We start from the raw sequence: 15,954 nt of genomic DNA, 5'->3' as shown, positions 1-15,954 counted from the left end.
CGACACCACAAGTCAAGACTGACCGCAGCGCGGCACAGAAGTAATCACAGGAAAGAGACACATCATGTCGGGTTGGATGCTGAGCGTCGACTTCGGAACATCGAATACCGCCGCCGCGCACACCGGAATCGTCACCGGAGCAGTGGAAACTCTGCCTCTGACCCACCAGGGCAACCTGATGAGTTCGGCCGTGTTCGTGGAATCACCAGCGACCATCGATGTCGGTGACGTCGCCCTGAACCGGGCCGAAACGAACCCAGCTGCCTTCATCCCCTTCCCCAAACGCGTCGTCGGCCAAGGCATGGTGCACGTCAACGGCTACGACATCCCCGCCTCGTTGCCCGTCGCCGCAGTCCTGCACACCGTGATCGGGCGTGCCACCGCCGCCCACCGCGACCAAGCTCCCTCCCATCTGGTCCTGACCCATCCCGAGGGTTGGTCACCACGCGAGGTCGGGGTGCTGCTCGACGCTGCAGCCAGGGTCGGCTACGGATCCGGACAGGTCAGTACCGTCTCCGAACCCCGGGCCGCCGCGCACTACTACTCACGCACCGAAACCATGCCCGCCGGCACGAAGATCGCGGTGTTCGACTTCGGCGGCGGCACCCTCGACATCGCAGTCCTCACTGCAACAGATGCCAATTCGTTCGACATCATCGCCGCTCGCGGCGACAACAGCCTCGGCGGCAAGAACCTCGACACGGTACTACGAGGGTGGGTCGATCACATGCTCAATGACCGCAATCCCGACCTGCTGCACTTCATCCGCACCTCCGCACCCTTGCACGTCACCCGAAGTCTCGACGACTCCATCCAACGAGCCAAGGAACTGCTCTCCTCGAGCCCATCCGCAACGATCACAGTCAACGGAAACGGACATCAGGAAACTCTGTCCATCACTCGTCCGGAATTCGAATCCCTCATCGCCGCAGCCGTCGACCGTGCAGTCGCGTTGACCCGACAAACACTCACCGACGCTGGCATCACTCATCCGAGTCAGCTCTCGGCGCTGTACCTGACGGGTGGTTCATCGCGGATCCCGCTCGTCCACCAACGCCTCGCCGCCCTCGGGCCGATCGCGACACTCGACGACCCGAAAACAGTGGTCGCCCAAGGCGCGCTCATCAGCGCCGGGGTTCAACGTGACTACACCAACTCGCGGCTCGCTACTCCTGGCAGCGGGGCAAGCCCGAACGCCCACCCCACCCCTGCGCAAATTCACCCCGCCTTCGCTCTGAACGCCACCACCCAAAGAACTCACACCTCGGGCCCGTCCAGCTCCAAGACAATCAAGTACCTTGCAGCCGCCGGCACTCTCGTCGTCATCGGCGCAATCGTGGCAGCTGCCATCGCTCTCCGGCCGTCACCGGACAACTCGAACGTGAACAACCCAGCAGCCGCCGGCACCACCACCACCGCACCGACCACCACTGCCGGACCGGTCACCGACGCCGACACCGTCAAAGCCGCCCTCCCCACAGCCTTGAGCGGTGCCTCCGAAAACTGCCGACAATCCACCTTCACCACCGACGGTGCCCTCGTGATCAGCTGCGATATCAAAAAATCCAACCAACTCGCCAAAAGCTTCTCAGAATACGGCAATCGCTTCACAGCAAGCCTCGACCTGAAACAAGCGAAAAAAACACTTCTCGGATACCGGGAATACGACTACGGGAACTACACCCTCGTCGAAAACGACTCCCGCACAGCAGGAGTCAACATCAGTGATGGTTCTTCCGGGCAGGTGTCAGGAAGCTACGTCAACATGGAAACCGGCCTCACAGTCGATGTCTACGGCATGACCGACGCCGATGCCGTCACCAACTTCTTCCGAACGACAGGACTTCTGTAATCGTAAGGGATCAATCCATGAGCGGTCGCCACGCTAAGGGCGTGCCGTCCCCCGCGTTCAGAGCACTTAATCGAGGCCTCAGACATACCGCCGGTGACATCAACACACGCGAATTCCGCTCACGGTCCGGAGTTTGGCGCTCGGCGTCGGGTTCCTCGCGTGGGTTCGTCCGAGGATGACGCGGATAGGCTGGGTGGAGCGACGCTGTAGGACGGAGGCGGCTCGCCACCGACGGTTGCCATAGTGTTGAAGAACGGCTGCGATTCCTTGTCTGCTCTTGTTTGCGTAGCGCCCTGGCCTGACCTCCTCGTAACCGGTTCCTCTCCCATCGGACAATGTGGGTCCGACTTCCGCATTCCGCCGCGTGTGATGATCTGTGCGAGTATGACTTCGAATGTCGCAGAAGGGGAAGCAACCTGCCACGCGACGAAGGTGACCCACCTGCCGCGACAGCGTCGCGATAGGACTTCAGACCGCCGTAATCCGGAAACCCCGCACTATGACCGAGCAATTGCCGCAGCGAGCAGGCCTCGTCGCCAATCCGTCAATTCAGATCAAGAACACCACTTTCACCGAGCCGTAACGCACAAATCGCCATCGCCGTTTTCGTGAAACTCCAGTACGGAAAGCGGCACTGAAATCGCCTTCCCTACTTTCCTCCCCCGAGGCCGAAACACAATAAGAATGAAACTCTTTCATGGCATGCCTCACAACGTGACGGAGTGCGGGTCCTCGTCGAGACGCCCGCAGGTTCCCAACACGCTATCCCGCAAGCACACTCGACTATGAAAGTGATTGATTCCGAACATATTTCGACAGTACAGTTGAGCGTTGATCACAAAACCGGATCGGGAGCCGTGACCGGCGCCTCAGCCGATCCTCAAGAAAAACGATCCGCTTTTCGTCCGGTCACACCAAATCCGAATCGTCATCAACCCGGGCTCCGCGAGACAACCTGCAATCGATCGAAAACTAGTGCACTACAACGCTCTTGACGAATCACATTCCGAAAGCCCACCCATGTCGTGACATTTGTCAGTAGCAAACGGTGACAGTACGGTACTCGAGCACTAGAAGATTCAGTACCCCAGACCGTCGCGCACCGACGAGACCGCTGATGAAATGAATCCATGAAACTCGAACACACACGTAGGAAGGGTCGCCCGCTCACGCTGGTGGCACTTGCCTCCGCAGCGGTATTCGCCCTCGCTGCATGTACCTCCGGGTCCGATTCTGCACAAACCTCTGAGAACAGCACAACGAGCTCCGCCTCCGATACACCTGCGACAGTCACGATCCCCGACAGCTCCGTCGGCAAGCAGATCACCTGGCTTCTCGGTGCTTTCAACACGAGCACGCCATTGACCCAGGAAGAAATCGCCGAGCACTTCGGACCCACCGCACCCGTCGTCCTGACGCCTCCGGACTTCGACTCCATCCGAGCCGGACAGCCCTGGACACCAGTGAATTACACGGGAGGTGATACCGACGGCACCGTTTCCATCACCAGTGCCACCGGCGGCGCGTTCGACATCAACGTCGTCGTCGACGGCAACGGATTGGTCCTGGGAATGGCGATCACACCGGCCAAAGACGATCATGTGCCGGCCGCATCGTGGCCAGAGCTCGAAACAGCTGTCAAAGCACTTCCCGCGCCGACGAACTTGACCGTCACCGAAGTCACCGGCGGAAAGAACGCCGCAGTCTTCGGCGTCGGCGACACCTCACCGCGGCCCACAGGGTCAACGATCAAGCTGTACGTTCTCGGCGCAGTTGCGACGGCTGTCGAGAACGGGACACTCTCCTGGGATCAGAAGCTCACCGTCACCGACGACCTCAAGTCGATGCCCGGCGGGACCATGCAGGACCTGCCGTCCGGAACCGAAGTCACGGTCCGGGAAACCGCCGGCAAGATGATCTCGATCAGCGACAACACCGCCACCGACATGCTGATCGCTGCTGTCGGGCGCGAGCAGGTCGAAGCCGAGTTCACCCCGATGGGCATGGCGGATCCTTCGCTCAATATTCCGCTGAAGCCGACCCGCGCACTATTCCAACTCGGCTGGGGCAACGATGGCGCACAACGTGTCGCCTGGCGCGACGGAACCCCGGACGAGCGTCGAGCAATACTGGCGGCACTACCCGGCGGCCTGGTGGACATTCCTGTGTCAGCATTCACCACCCCCGCATGGCCTTTCGACATCGACTGGTTCGCCTCGCCCGCGGACCTGCGTGCCGCGCTGGTCTCGCTACAAGAGATGGCGAAGACCGAGACCGGCGCACCGGTTCGAGACATACTGGCCGAGGATCCGGCGCTCAGTGAGGAGTCCGCGAAATGGTTCACCTACGGCGGATTCAAGGGCGGCAGCTCCATCGGCGTCCTTGCAGGTGCCTACTATGTCGAACACGAGGATCGCGCCTGGGTTGTCACCATGCAAACTCATGGTGCCGAGGCTGCGCTGGTTGCCGACCCGGCTCTGTACTTCGATCCAGTCGACGACGCGATGCTCTTGATCCAGAAAGATGCAACCAGCTAGTACACTCCCCAACCCGAGCGCCGACTACATCTCGGTCGCACGAGCGCCACTGACGTCAGGGCGCGCCCACCGCCCGCCCCACCTGCGAGCATCACGAAATTCGTGATCTTCCAATAAACCCCGACGTGACACGTGACGGACCACATGGGCGACATAGGTTTACGAGGCACCCGTGACCCTGCGTCACGGGTGGCAGTGACGTCGTGGCACTTCCAGTGGGCCTCGAGATTGCCAAGCCGATCTCACTTACGAAGCGCCATAACGGGCTTCGCCAAATTCTGAAATGAGAGCACGATGCGCAAGCTACGCAGAATCGTCCTGGTGACAGTCGCCGTCATCATCGCGATTCCGATCCTCCTCCTCGCCACCACGGCAACGTACAACTTCTTCGCGACACGCTCCGAGGCCTCCGACATCACGTCCTACGGTCAACTCGTACCCGTCGACGGCAAAAAGATGAACGTGGTGACCAAAGGTCAGGGGCCGGAAACGATCGTTCTGTTGCCCGGCCTCGGGACCGCTGCTCCAGGGCTGGACTATCAACCACTCATCGCCGAATTGTCCACGCAGTACAAAGTTGTCGCTGTCGAACCGTTCGGAACCGGTCTGAGCGACCAAACCGACGCCGCCCGCTCGTCCGCCACCATCGTTCGCGAAGTACACGAGGCGCTGCAGTATCTGGGAATCGAACGGTATGTCCTGATGGGTCATTCGATCGCCGGCATCTACGCACTCACCTACGCCGCCGAATACCCCGATGAACTCGTCGCGTTCGTCGGAATCGACAGTAGCGTGCCCGGTCAACCTGGCTGGGACGAGCCACTGCCTACCAAGGCCATTGACATCGCCCACGATGTCGGCCTCACACGCCTGATCACCGCGATCGCCGACGACCCCTACGCCGGCCTTCCCTACGACCAGCAGACCAAGGAGCAGATGAAACTGCTCAGCAACAAGAATTCGGCCGCACCGACACTGTTGAGCGAAATGGAGCAAGCGCCGACACTGTTGAGCGAAATGGAGCAAGCGCCGACGAACTTCGCGTCAGCCAACGGAAAGACGTACCCTGAGTCGTTGCCGGTACTGCTGTTCGTAATAGCGAACGACACCGATGTGCCGGAGTGGGTCGATCTGCACCGCCAACAAGCTACGAGCGTCGATACCGGACAAGTAATCCCACTCCCAGGTGAGCACTACCTGCACCACACTCTGTCGCCGGAGATCGCCCGCGACACCACAGCATTCCTGGCATCACTGCCTCCACGCTGACTGCGTGCCCGAGAACGGGCGGGGCGGGCGGACGCTCGTCAGATCTCACACCGAAGCGGGCCTCGATCGGTCGGAGAAAACTCCCCGGGCGGCACAGCTGCGACGTATTCGTCCCCGCATGTACCTCTTTTCACATAGGTCAGCGCTCGAAAGCATCATCAACTCGATCAAAATCGATCAATCTGCTTCGATATCCAGGAAATTGCGGCTTCGATGAGTCACTGTTCGGAGTCTTCCATCAACGTCCGAAGGGTGGGTGGACCGCCGGCCCCAGCTACTGCGCCATGCCGGAGGCTCTGCGCGCCGCAGCAGACCAACGAGACGGCCCATAACTCATATGACCCACCGCGCCGGGATTCGAATCCAACCCTGCGTGCAGTCATGGTGGCCCACCACGGCGAGGGTGCGCGCTCGATCTCGTGCTAGGTGGGGCGACTCGCGGCCGGGACGTCGATGTCGGTCAGCGAGCACATAGGAACCGCACTCACTGCAGATCGAGGTGCAGTCTCAGCGCGTCCTCGAGTAGTGTAAAAGTCTCGATCCCGACCTTGCCGACAGGTTCACGATCCAGACGCCGAACCGATACCGATCGGACTTGCTCCGCTTGCGCTTTCGACGCTCGTGCCAAACCTGATTCGTCGGGCTCGACAATCACCTGAAACGGAAATACGTGCGCAGTATTGGTCGTCAACGGAACCACGGTGATCACGCCTCTCCCAAGGTTTTCTGCAGTAGCGTTGGCGCGGTCGTTACTCACGACCACCGCCGGTCGTCGTTTCGCCGCTTCACCCTGCGCGGGATCCAGATCCACCCAGTGGATGTGCGCGCGGCGAATCATTCGGTGTCTGCCGTGACAGCGTCCCACACGTCATCTACGTCAACTTCAGCAAAGGCTGCAGCGTAGTCACGTTCGAGTCCGGACGTCGAGAGAAGGCGGAGTGCGGCTCGAATTCCTGCCGACCGGCCACGAAGTCCGTGATCACGCACATACTCGTCGAGTAGGTGCACATCCTCGTCAGGGAGACTTATGGTGAATTTTGTGGTCATACCTCAAGCGCACCAAAGTATGACCAAACAGGAACTCTGAAAACGGCTATTCAACGAGGTCGTGCTCGGAAAACGGTCGATCACCGCAGACACCGCGCTACGGCTGGCCCAGGCGTTCGGCAACAATGCCCATCTCTGGCTCAACATCCAGGATCGCTACGAACTCGACCTCGCGGCCGACAAAGCTAGGCGACACCCTCGCCAAGATCATTCCGCTCTCGGCGTAAGCGATTCGGAGTCTTTCCGACCGTTCTCGGCACTTCCGACAATCGCGGTGTCAGCGAAAACCCCGCCCCTCGATTGTTGGCCCACGGTGGAACACCACATATCCGAGTGCAGGCCACCCGGCAGCATGTATCGGTACGACAGCGGCCTATCTCGCTACCGAAATTTCCGTAGAAACCTGGCGAAGATGGCCTAGCCATTGCGCGTGGCACTTGTCTTCTATTTCCGGCAATGCGGGCCCACCATACTGATCGAGGACTTGATTCGGGCCGCGGAGCAACTGCGGGTCGCTCACACGCTCGACGAGTTCGGAGGCTTCCCAACCGCAGGAACAGTGCGCCCGCCAGCCGATGGTCGCACGGTCAGGAACATAAGTACCATCCGCGAGACCCAGCCCACGGGCACTGAACGATACCGCCGCGCGGTTCCCCGTCACGATCGTGACAGGAGATCCTTCATGCGCGTAATGAGAACTCTTCCAACACATTGTATCCCCTCCCACAACGAAACGACGTGTCACGAAGTTGGCGACTTCTACTCGACTCGAGGGAATCCCGAGCTCACTCATCAGGATGCCACGGATGGTCTGCACTGTAGTCGAATCCATCGTTGCAGCGTCACCGATGAACATCAGTGAGCCTGAGTGATCTGCCGAGAAGTCACGTGCACCGGAAACCGAGAATGCCGGAGGACTCGCGCGGGTCTCGTGGCGATCATCTTGTGGACGTACGAGGTTCAGAGGTCGTATCGGAACTGTGCAGTGTCATTGCCGACGCGCAGGTCAAGGGCGCCCACCGACACTGAGTGTGACCGCGGCTCGGTGGGCGGCGCGCACGAACTGTCGGGGACGGGCGCGCTGTCTTGGCGGTCCGCCGACATCAGTTGTGAACATCCAGTCGGCGGACCCATGCGTGCCGGGACCGATGAAAGCTCGACACGCAGATCAGCGGTCCGCCGGGAAACAGGTGGGGGTTCACTCCAGCGGACCTAATCACTAATGCCCGACCGGTCGCCTCTGCAAACATGGGCGGGCGACTGCCCGGACGTAACGGCGTGAGGGGGCTACAGTCCCGATCAGACTGATTTGCCAGGCTGAACTCACAAGGAGGTCGGGTGGAGGCCGATGTAGAAGGTGTTGAGCAGGTCGTCCATACGGGTGCGCTTCCCGAGTGGGATCACATCGAGACTCATGTCGTGGACGCCTACGAGCGGTATCTGCCGCGAACCGCGGGGAAGGTGGCCGACTACATCCCCGCCCTCGCTGAAGCGGATCCCGACCAGTTCGCCATCGCAGTGGCCGAGACCGGAGGCGGTGTCCATACCGTCGGCGCAGCAGACGCCGCATTCTCCATTCAATCGATTTCCAAGGCATTCGTCTACGCGATGGTGTGCGACGCACTCGGTCACTCTGTTGTGCGGGATCGCGTGGGGGTAAACAACACTGGCTTGTCGTTCAACTCGGTCATCGCCATCGAATTGAACGACGGCCATCCGATGAATCCGATGGTGAATGCGGGCGCGCTCGCGACAACCGCCCTCGTCCCGGGAGCGACGTCCGCTGAGCAGTGGGAGCGGATCCGCACCGGACTTTCACAGTTCGCGGGCCGTCAACTGGAATTGGACGGCGAGGTCTACCACTCGGAAATGCTTACCAATCAACGCAACAAGGCGATCGCCCGTCTGCTGGAAAGCTACGGCCGAATCGATCGTGCCCCTCTCGACGTCGTTGATACCTACACGAGGCAGTGTTCGCTGAACGTGAATGCGCGCGATATCGCGATTATGGGCGCGACCCTTGCAGACGGAGGTGTCAACCCCGTCACCGGCGAGCGGGTGGTCTCGCCGCACGTGTGCCGGGACACGCTCTCCGTATTAGCGGCAACCGGGATGTACGAACGCTCAGGCGAGTGGCTCTTCGAGATCGGGCTTCCCGCGAAATCTGGTGTGTCGGGCGGAATCGTCGCAATTGCCCCCGGAAAGGGTGCCATCGGAACCTTTTCCCCTCGGCTCGACACCGCAGGCAACAGTGTGCGGGGGTAACGCGCCACCGCGTACCTGTCACGCACTCTCGGGCTCAACGTCTTTGCCTCCGCAGTTCACCCTACTGAACGAGAGAGTTCCCGATGACCACTGACCTGAAAGCCGATTCGGTCGATGAAGGCCGACGTTCCTGGTTACCGATGGTGGGCCTGTTCTTCGCCCAAATCCTGATGTCGTTCAACGTGGCGGCACTCCCTGTCTCGCTGGGAGGCATGGTCGAGGACTTCGGTGTTGCGCCCACTGCCGCGAGTACGACGATCGTCGTCTACGGCCTTGCCGTTGCTGCATTTGTCATGGTCGGCGCGAAACTCGGACAGCGGCTCGGGTGGGTCCTGGTCTTCCGTGTCGTCGTCGCGACTTTCGGGGGTTCGGCACTGATGATGATCCTCGCCCCGTCTATCGGCTGGGCCATCGCGGGCCAAGCCGTGGCTGGCGCGTCGGCGGCAATTATCGTGCCCTCACTGGTTGCGTTGATTGCAGAAAACTATCGCGGATCACAGCAAGCAACCGCCATCGGTTCGCTGGGTTCTGCGCGTGCAGTCTCCGGGATGAGCGCCTTCTTCATCGGTGGCGCACTCGGCACTCTGATCGGTTGGCGTCCGGTGTTCGGGATTGTATTGGTACTCGCGGTCATCGTGTTCGGGTTCAGCTTCACGCTCCGCGCCGATCGCGGCCACGCCGGAATCAAGATCGACCTGGTCGCTGCGAGCCTCGTCGGCGCAGGCGTCGTTCTGCTTACCCTCGGTTTCAACAACCTCAATGCGTGGGGGTTTTCTTCGCATCCCCGGACGCGCCCTTCAACCTGCTCGGACTCTCGCCGGCTCCGGCAATGATCGTCCTCGGTGTTGTGTTTGGTCAGGCATTCTTCATGTGGACTCGTCGGAGGATCCGCGAAGGGAAAGTTCCCTTGGTAGATCTCTCTGTGTTGGGAAGCTCACGTGAACGCGCCGCGGTGTACGCGATGTTCATCGTCGTCGCTCTCGAAGCAGCGCTGAACTTCACCGTCCCGCTCTACATTCAGATCGTCCAGGGTCGCACGCCTTTTGCCACCGCAGTTGCGATGATGCCGTTCAACCTCACCGTGTTTGTGACGGCAACACTGGTGGTCCGCTTTTACAAGCGGTACAGCCCCCGCTCCATCGGGGTGTTCTCATTCACGCTCACCACCACCGCCCTCGTCTGGCTTGCCTATGTCGTGACCAATAATTGGGAGACCGTCCCGACCATCGCGGGGTTGATCGTGTTCGGAATCGGCCAAGGCGCACTGGTGACTCTCGTCTTCAACGTCCTGGTCACAGCTGCTCCCAAAGAACTCGCAGGAGACGTTGGATCCATCCGCGGCACGACCCAGAATCTCGCATCCGCAGTGGGCACCGCACTCGTCGGAGCGCTGCTGGTCACGATTCTGAGCTTCAGTGTCGGTCAAGCAGTCGTCAACAATGTTCAACTGCCCGAATCCCTCGTCGCGCAGGTCGACCTCGACAACGTCAACTTCACCAGCAACGACCAACTTCGAAAAGTCCTCGACAGCAGTACGGATGCATCCCCGGAGCAGATTGACGAGGCCATCGCAATCAACGAGGATGCCCGACTGAGAACTCTCAAACTCGGCCTTCTCGTCCTGGCCGCCATCAGCGCAACTGCCATCATTCCCGCTATGCGACTCCCCAACTATCGTTCGCACGAAATCCCGGATCCCTCACGCACGGTCGATTGATCCAAACGAAAGCAGGTACGCCCACACCGAATACCGTTGCGGACGTTGTCTGCTGGGGAATTTTTCTGCGGGGTAGTGGAGCACGGATCGATGCGGCGATGGCTCCGCGAGACCAACTCGTCAGCCACGAGGAGGGGAAATCGACCGGCTGCACAGCATGGACCGAAGCACACAACGAGGGTGTTCTCGTCAACGTCGCGGCCTTGGGGGCGGATTATTTTTGGGGCCTCTCGGGGCGATTTGCGGCTGTACGGGTATCGGTGGGAACTTTTCCGGCAAGGTAAACGTAGATTAAAGAACAAGGCTTCTTCCGCATCGACAGAGAGACCAATGGACAGTCACAGACCCAGGCCGGACACACCCCACTACGTCACCGCATGTGATGGCGAGGTGTCCGGCTCATGATGATCGCCCTGACACTCTTGCTGGGCGTCCTGGTCGTTCTGTTGATCACCGCAGTCACCGGCTACTTCGTTGCCCAGGAGTTCGCCTACATGGCCGTGGACCGATCCCGGCTCAATTCTCTCGCCCAGACGGGCGATTCTGGTGCAAAGCGGGCTCTTGCGGTGACCCGCCGCACCTCGTTCATGCTCTCCGGAGCTCAACTGGGCATCACCGTCACCGGTCTGCTGGTCGGTTACGTTGCCGAACCTCTCATCGGTCAGTCGCTGGGAACGATCTTCGGCGGCATCGGCATCCCCACCGCCGTGGGGTTGGGCATCGGTGCCGTGCTGGCGCTGCTGTTCTCGACCCTGGTCCAGATGCTCTTCGGTGAGCTGTTCCCGAAGAACCTCGCCATCGCACGTCCCGAACCTGTGGCCCGGTGGCTGGCCCGCTCGACCACCCTCTACCTGAAACTCTTCGGCTGGCTGATCTGGATCTTCGACCAAGCATCGAACCTGCTGCTCCGCGCACTCAAGATCGAGCCGGTGCACGACGTCGAGCACTCCGCCTCTGCCCGCGACCTCGAGCACATCGTCGCCGAGTCCCGCGAAACCGGGACTCTGCCGGCCGAATTGTCGACGATGCTCGATCGCATTCTCGATTTCCCCACGCGCCCAGTGGAGCATGCGATGATCCCTCGCACCCATGTCGACACCGTCCACGCCGACGACTCCCTCGACCACATCCTCACCCTCATGGGGCGAGGGCACTCCAGATATCCCGTCGTGGGGGAAGATTCCGAGGACATAGTCGGTGTCATCCACCTCCAAGATGTTCTCGACCTGACGCCGACCACTGATCTGACCGCGCGCACACTCACCCGCCCCGCCCTGATCCTCCCGACCACACTTCCCTTGCCGAAGGCCCTGGCCGAACTCACCGACAGCAGAAACCAACTTGCCTGCGTCATAGACGAATACGGCGGCTTCGCCGGTGTCATCACCCTCGAAGACATCGCCGAAGAACTCGTCGGCGAAATCACCGACGAACACGACCCTGACCTCCCACTCGAACTCCCCGGCGAAGACGGATCCTGGACCGTCAACGGTGGCATGCACCTCGACGAGGTCGAACGCACCATCGGACACGACCTCCCGGGTGGTGACTACGAGACGATCGCCGGCTTCACCATCGCCCATCACGGCGAGCTCCCACCCGAGGGAGCCCGGATCCGCGTCGAACTGCCACCTGATCCTGCCGACCTGATTTCCGACGACGAACAACCTCGATATTCACTGGTCATCGATGTCCTGTCCGTCGAGCGGCACGTCCCCGCCTCACTACGACTACGCCTCGACCCAACCGCAGTGGCCGGGACTGAAACCGCGGAGGAGAACCGATGAGCAACCCCTGGATCGTCATCGCCGTCACCGTCGCTCTCATAGCCCTGAGTGCCTTCTTCGTCGCCGTCGAATTCGCCCTCATCTCCGCCAAACGGCACCGCCTCGAAGATGCCGCCCCCAACAGCCGCTCCGCCCGAGCCGCTCTACGCAGCGCCTCCGAACTGACCGTGCTCCTCGCCGGCTCCCAACTCGGCATCACCGTATGTACCCTCGCGCTCGGTGCAATCACCAAACCCGCTGTCCATCACTGGCTCACCCCTGCCTTCTCGAGTTGGGGCATGCCGCTCTGGATCGCGGACGTCGCCGGTTTCGTTCTCGCATTGATCATCGTGACTTTCCTGCATCTGGTCGTCGGCGAAATGGCACCGAAATCCTGGGCGATCGCCCACCCCGAGAAATCAGCCACACTGCTCGCCATCCCGATGCGCGGATTCATGTGGCTCACCCGACCTCTACTGCAATCGCTGAACTCGATGGCCAACTGGTTCCTCGTCAAAGTCGGTGTGCAACCGGTCGATCACGTCGGCAGCGGCCAGGACCCCGACGCCTTGCGGCACCTGGTCGAACACTCCACCAACGTCGGAGCCCTCGACGCCGGATACTCCGCGCAACTTTCCGGCGCCCTCGACATGCAGACCTTGACCGTCCGCGATCTGCTTCGGAGCAGCAAAGCTCCGACCTCCGTAACCAGCTCCGCGACCATGGACCAGGTGCGGGCGATCTCGAAACAATCGGGACACCTACGAATCCTCGTTCGCGACAACGGTGTTCCCCTTGGGATCGTGCACGTCCGCGACACCCTGCTCCAACCCGACCACACCCACGCCGAATCCATCATGCGACCGGCATTCACCCTTGCGTCCGACACCCCCGTCCACCTCGCACTCGCGGCGATGCGGGAAAGTCGCAATCACCTGGCCGTGGTCACCGACGAACGAACGACGGTCGGCATCATCACCCTCTCCGATGTTCTCTCACGACTGTTCCCCCGCCCTGAACCAGCGAACTGACACCAGCCCCGCCCCACGCCCAGTTCGCGAGGGGCACACGCAGTTTGCTCGAACCCACGTAAGATCAAATCCAATCCAGCACAGGTAAACTGAACCCTCCATACCTTCATGCCGGGCATGCGTTCCCCGCGCAGGCCGGCACGTGCTCCACGGACGTCAACGTGAAGTGACGACTGGGAAGGGCGATCAAACCGGGAACACTTGACTGGGAACCACCGAATGTCTGGATCGTCGTCTACGTCGAAGGTGAGCTTGTCCGCGGCGATCCGTCGCGTCCTACGTGCAGAGGTGTCACGGCGGGGGATCAGGCTCCCCGCAGCGCCGACACTCAAGGGTCATCGACGCGCCCTATACAGGCGCAGAAGACATCAGCGCGTTTCGTTGACAGCGTCGACATCTGAACACGCAAGCACTGGAACACTGAGAGCGCTCACGAGGGAATGGATTTCGTTGCGACGGTAGCGGCGGTGCCCACCCGGAGTGGTAATGAAGTCGATTTTTCCTGTCTGTGCCCGGCGCGCAACCGTTTTGGGGTTGATATGAAAGAGGGCCGCGACTTGCCTTGGGGTGAGCAACCATTCCCGCTCTTCCCGTTCGTTGTCTCGTCCTGCGCCGATCCGGCGCGACGGAACGGCACCTTTCTGGCCATGCACCAAAGTTCCTACTCGTTCGTTGTCCGAAATATTGTGGATCATTCTCGTGCAGCTGTCCGAGCCCCTCCAGGTGCACCACTACGCGTTCGACCGCGCAGTAGTACAAGACACGGAGCTCCTCCGGGAGCCAGCGGTCGGGCGGCTTTCTTGCCTGACGGTGGGGTGTCCGCACTCCGCCCTTCGTGGTCCGTTGGTGGCCCTTACCGCTAGCCGGAGGTGGAACCGCCTGAGGCAACTCGTTGTCGTCTGTGCGAGTTACGAGGTCCGCCGCAGAGAACCCGAGACGTCGAGGTGTCCGCGCGGTCGAATACATGTTCGGACACGCCCGTAGCCGTATTCCCTGGAAGCGGGGATGTGCGGCCAGCGACCCCGGACGCCGACCAGGATTGCACCATCTCGACCGTAGTTGATGCCGGTGACGGTGATCTCCTTCCGTCGGAGTGTCCACAGTGCACACGTTCAGCACCGGTCAGCAAGGACAGGTGCACGTCCATTCGAACGAAGGCCGCGGCAGCTCGCGCGTCGCCGACGGTCTGAGCCCCGCCCAAAGTCGGCGTCCTTCCGCGTCGCGTCGGATCCAGATCGGGTCAGTGGAATTCCTCCAGAAGGTCGTCCGCCAAACGGTGCACTGACATGATCACGCGGCCTCGTAATTCGACTCGGACGGTGCTGCGAAGACACCGAACTCCAAGTGGCATCAGCATCGCAATCATGCGTGACGATTGGCATCGACGACCCTCAGAGAAGGCTATCGGAGCACGATGTTCAGGATGCCGAAGTCTCTGTAGGTAGTGCCGAAGTTTCAATCGCGAGACGTATCATTCGAAGGAGTTGCACAGACGAGTCCGTGAGTGGGCCGATGCTCCGATTGGCTCGGCAAAGCATCACGGCCCCCTCGATCGTGGCGACAACGAAGGTAGCCAGCTGTCGCGCGGTTTCGACCTCCACTCCAGCATCCCTTGTCAGAGACTCGGCCAGCAGTCGTTCCCATGAAGCGAAGACTTCGGCGGCCACGGTGGCTGCGCCCCTGCCCGGAGTGCTCTCGTCGAACTCCACAGAGGCAGCAGCGACCGGACACCCTGCCTGAAAGTCGCTGTCCGCGACCGCGACTTGCCACATGAGGAGGAAGGCTTCAAGGCCGGCTACCGGGCCCATCTTCAGGTACTCGGTCAGCGATCGCGCGAGTTCGTCGCCCGCCCATTTCACGGCTTCACTCACCAGCTGTTCTTTCCCACCAGGAAAGTAATGGTATGTCGAGCCGAGTGGCGTGCCGATGTGCTTCGCCAGCTCACGCACAGTCGTGGCGTTCAGCCCGCGGCGGCTGAGCATGTCAGCAGCGCCCTTCACCATCTTCGCGCGCGCACCTGAAGCCTGCACACGGGTGCCTCGTTCCACGCTCGCCTCGCTATCGATGCTTCCGTCATGACCATCGTCATAATAGCCCACCCGTCTCATGTCCTTCGGCCCGTCGAAGGGCGGCGAATACCCACGCATCCATCCCTAACTGGAAGGGATTGACGACTCGCTATGACGACTGTTATAACTGCAGGTGCGTCGTTATGCCAATCGTCATAACCATTTTTTCGCGCATCTTCCTCGACAGTTTTAGGAGAAGCCACAGTGCCTGCCCAGAAGTTCGGCCTTGAGCTAGAGGTCTACGTCACAGAGTCGATCGAACTGTCTTTCGGTGGAACTTTCTCGCCCACGACAGCAACAATCATCATTGGACCGACGGAGGCAGTCCTGGTCGATACCCTCTACGCCAAAGACGACGTCGACGCGCTTGCGGATGTCATTGCAGCCACCGGAAAAACCCT

At 60.9% G+C, this 15,954-nt stretch carries 13 protein-coding genes and 1 pseudogene; 10 read left to right on the top strand and 4 right to left on the bottom strand.

All coding sequences use genetic code 11. The features are described 5' to 3' along the window. Positions 1-64 precede the first annotated feature (64 nt). The 3 genes from AC2ETI_RS29185 (at position 65) to AC2ETI_RS29175 (ending at position 5,658) form a co-directional block, all read left to right on the top strand. Entirely contained in the window at positions 65-1,852 is a 1,788-nt protein-coding gene (locus AC2ETI_RS29185) for an Hsp70 family protein (RefSeq protein WP_081051270.1), read from the top strand. Between the two features lie 1,130 nt (positions 1,853-2,982). Further along, a complete protein-coding gene (locus AC2ETI_RS29180; protein WP_059016419.1) occupies positions 2,983-4,389 on the top strand; it encodes a serine hydrolase in 1,407 nt (468 codons plus the stop codon). A 294-nt stretch (positions 4,390-4,683) separates the two neighbouring features. Then, positions 4,684-5,658 carry an alpha/beta hydrolase gene (locus tag AC2ETI_RS29175; RefSeq protein WP_030003056.1) on the top strand — a complete coding sequence of 325 codons (975 nt, stop codon included), beginning with the start codon at positions 4,684-4,686 and terminating at the stop codon, positions 5,656-5,658. 484 nt (positions 5,659-6,142) lie between these two features. On the opposite strand, the gene AC2ETI_RS29170 is transcribed toward AC2ETI_RS29175, so the two are convergent. Beyond that, a complete protein-coding gene (locus AC2ETI_RS29170) occupies positions 6,143-6,496 on the bottom strand; it encodes a type II toxin-antitoxin system PemK/MazF family toxin (RefSeq protein ID WP_030003057.1) in 354 nt (117 codons plus the stop codon). Further along, positions 6,493-6,705 (bottom strand): ribbon-helix-helix domain-containing protein, encoded by a 213-nt coding sequence (locus AC2ETI_RS29165; protein ID WP_030003058.1) that lies wholly within the window; start codon positions 6,703-6,705, stop codon positions 6,493-6,495. Before AC2ETI_RS29165 ends, AC2ETI_RS29170 begins: the two co-directional genes overlap by 4 nt. Positions 6,706-6,766: 61 nt before the next feature. On the opposite strand from AC2ETI_RS29165, the gene AC2ETI_RS29160 reads away from it, so the two are divergent. From AC2ETI_RS29160 to AC2ETI_RS29135, 6 genes are all read left to right on the top strand, one after another. Continuing rightward, positions 6,767-7,126, top strand: coding sequence for a helix-turn-helix transcriptional regulator (locus AC2ETI_RS29160; protein ID WP_420876507.1), 360 nt, complete (start codon positions 6,767-6,769; stop codon positions 7,124-7,126). Positions 7,127-8,043: 917 nt separating this feature from the next. Beyond that, positions 8,044-8,970, top strand: a complete 927-nt coding sequence (gene glsA / locus AC2ETI_RS29155) for a glutaminase A (protein ID WP_144440169.1) — start codon at positions 8,044-8,046, stop codon at positions 8,968-8,970. Positions 8,971-9,053: 83 nt separating this feature from the next. Then, the gene (locus tag AC2ETI_RS29150) at positions 9,054-9,803 is read left to right on the top strand and encodes an MFS transporter (protein WP_483634749.1); all 750 of its coding nucleotides are present in this window, start codon (positions 9,054-9,056) and stop codon (positions 9,801-9,803) included. Further along, entirely contained in the window at positions 9,734-10,687 is a 954-nt protein-coding gene (locus AC2ETI_RS29145) for an MFS transporter (protein ID WP_483634748.1), read from the top strand. The genes AC2ETI_RS29150 and AC2ETI_RS29145 overlap by 70 nt, the downstream gene beginning before the upstream one ends. Positions 10,688-11,088: 401 nt before the next feature. After that, entirely contained in the window at positions 11,089-12,474 is a 1,386-nt protein-coding gene (locus AC2ETI_RS29140; RefSeq protein WP_030003059.1) for a hemolysin family protein, read from the top strand. Continuing rightward, positions 12,471-13,484: a hemolysin family protein gene (locus tag AC2ETI_RS29135; RefSeq protein ID WP_030003060.1), complete on the top strand. Its 1,014-nt coding sequence runs from the start codon at positions 12,471-12,473 to the stop codon at positions 13,482-13,484. The genes AC2ETI_RS29140 and AC2ETI_RS29135 overlap by 4 nt, the downstream gene beginning before the upstream one ends. A gap of 368 nt (positions 13,485-13,852) precedes the next feature. Here the strand turns inward: AC2ETI_RS29135 and AC2ETI_RS29130 are convergent, their stop codons facing one another. Both AC2ETI_RS29130 and AC2ETI_RS29125 read right to left on the bottom strand, forming a co-directional pair. Next, on the bottom strand, positions 13,853-14,179 hold the full coding sequence (locus AC2ETI_RS29130) for a helix-turn-helix domain-containing protein (protein ID WP_144440168.1): 327 nt from the start codon (positions 14,177-14,179) through the stop codon (positions 13,853-13,855). A 723-nt stretch (positions 14,180-14,902) separates the two neighbouring features. Continuing rightward, positions 14,903-15,631 carry a TetR/AcrR family transcriptional regulator gene (locus tag AC2ETI_RS29125; protein WP_244891542.1) on the bottom strand — a complete coding sequence of 243 codons (729 nt, stop codon included), beginning with the start codon at positions 15,629-15,631 and terminating at the stop codon, positions 14,903-14,905. Positions 15,632-15,757: 126 nt separating this feature from the next. On the opposite strand from AC2ETI_RS29125, the pseudogene AC2ETI_RS29120 reads away from it, so the two are divergent. Then, positions 15,758-15,954 (top strand): annotated as a pseudogene (locus AC2ETI_RS29120) (hypothetical protein); the annotation flags it as partial.

The organism is Rhodococcus sp. MurmanLake-1, from assembly GCF_056945715.1.
This window is presented reverse-complemented; position numbering and strand designations above follow the sequence as displayed.

Bases quoted from the DNA above. Each gene is read 5' to 3' on its own strand.
- AC2ETI_RS29180 (WP_059016419.1), top strand. From the start codon at position 2,983: ATGAAACTCGAACACACACGTAGGAAGGGTCGCCCGCTCACGCTGGTG.
- AC2ETI_RS29150 (WP_483634749.1), top strand. From the start codon at position 9,054: ATGACCACTGACCTGAAAGCCGATTCGGTCGATGAAGGCCGACGTTCC.
- AC2ETI_RS29125 (WP_244891542.1), bottom strand. From the start codon at position 15,631: ATGCGTGGGTATTCGCCGCCCTTCGACGGGCCGAAGGACATGAGACGG.
- AC2ETI_RS29140 (WP_030003059.1), top strand. From the start codon at position 11,089: ATGATGATCGCCCTGACACTCTTGCTGGGCGTCCTGGTCGTTCTGTTG.
- AC2ETI_RS29185 (WP_081051270.1), top strand. From the start codon at position 65: ATGTCGGGTTGGATGCTGAGCGTCGACTTCGGAACATCGAATACCGCC.
- AC2ETI_RS29165 (WP_030003058.1), bottom strand. From the start codon at position 6,705: ATGACCACAAAATTCACCATAAGTCTCCCTGACGAGGATGTGCACCTA.
- AC2ETI_RS29130 (WP_144440168.1), bottom strand. From the start codon at position 14,179: ATGATCCACAATATTTCGGACAACGAACGAGTAGGAACTTTGGTGCAT.
- AC2ETI_RS29135 (WP_030003060.1), top strand. From the start codon at position 12,471: ATGAGCAACCCCTGGATCGTCATCGCCGTCACCGTCGCTCTCATAGCC.
- AC2ETI_RS29175 (WP_030003056.1), top strand. From the start codon at position 4,684: ATGCGCAAGCTACGCAGAATCGTCCTGGTGACAGTCGCCGTCATCATC.
- AC2ETI_RS29170 (WP_030003057.1), bottom strand. From the start codon at position 6,496: ATGATTCGCCGCGCGCACATCCACTGGGTGGATCTGGATCCCGCGCAG.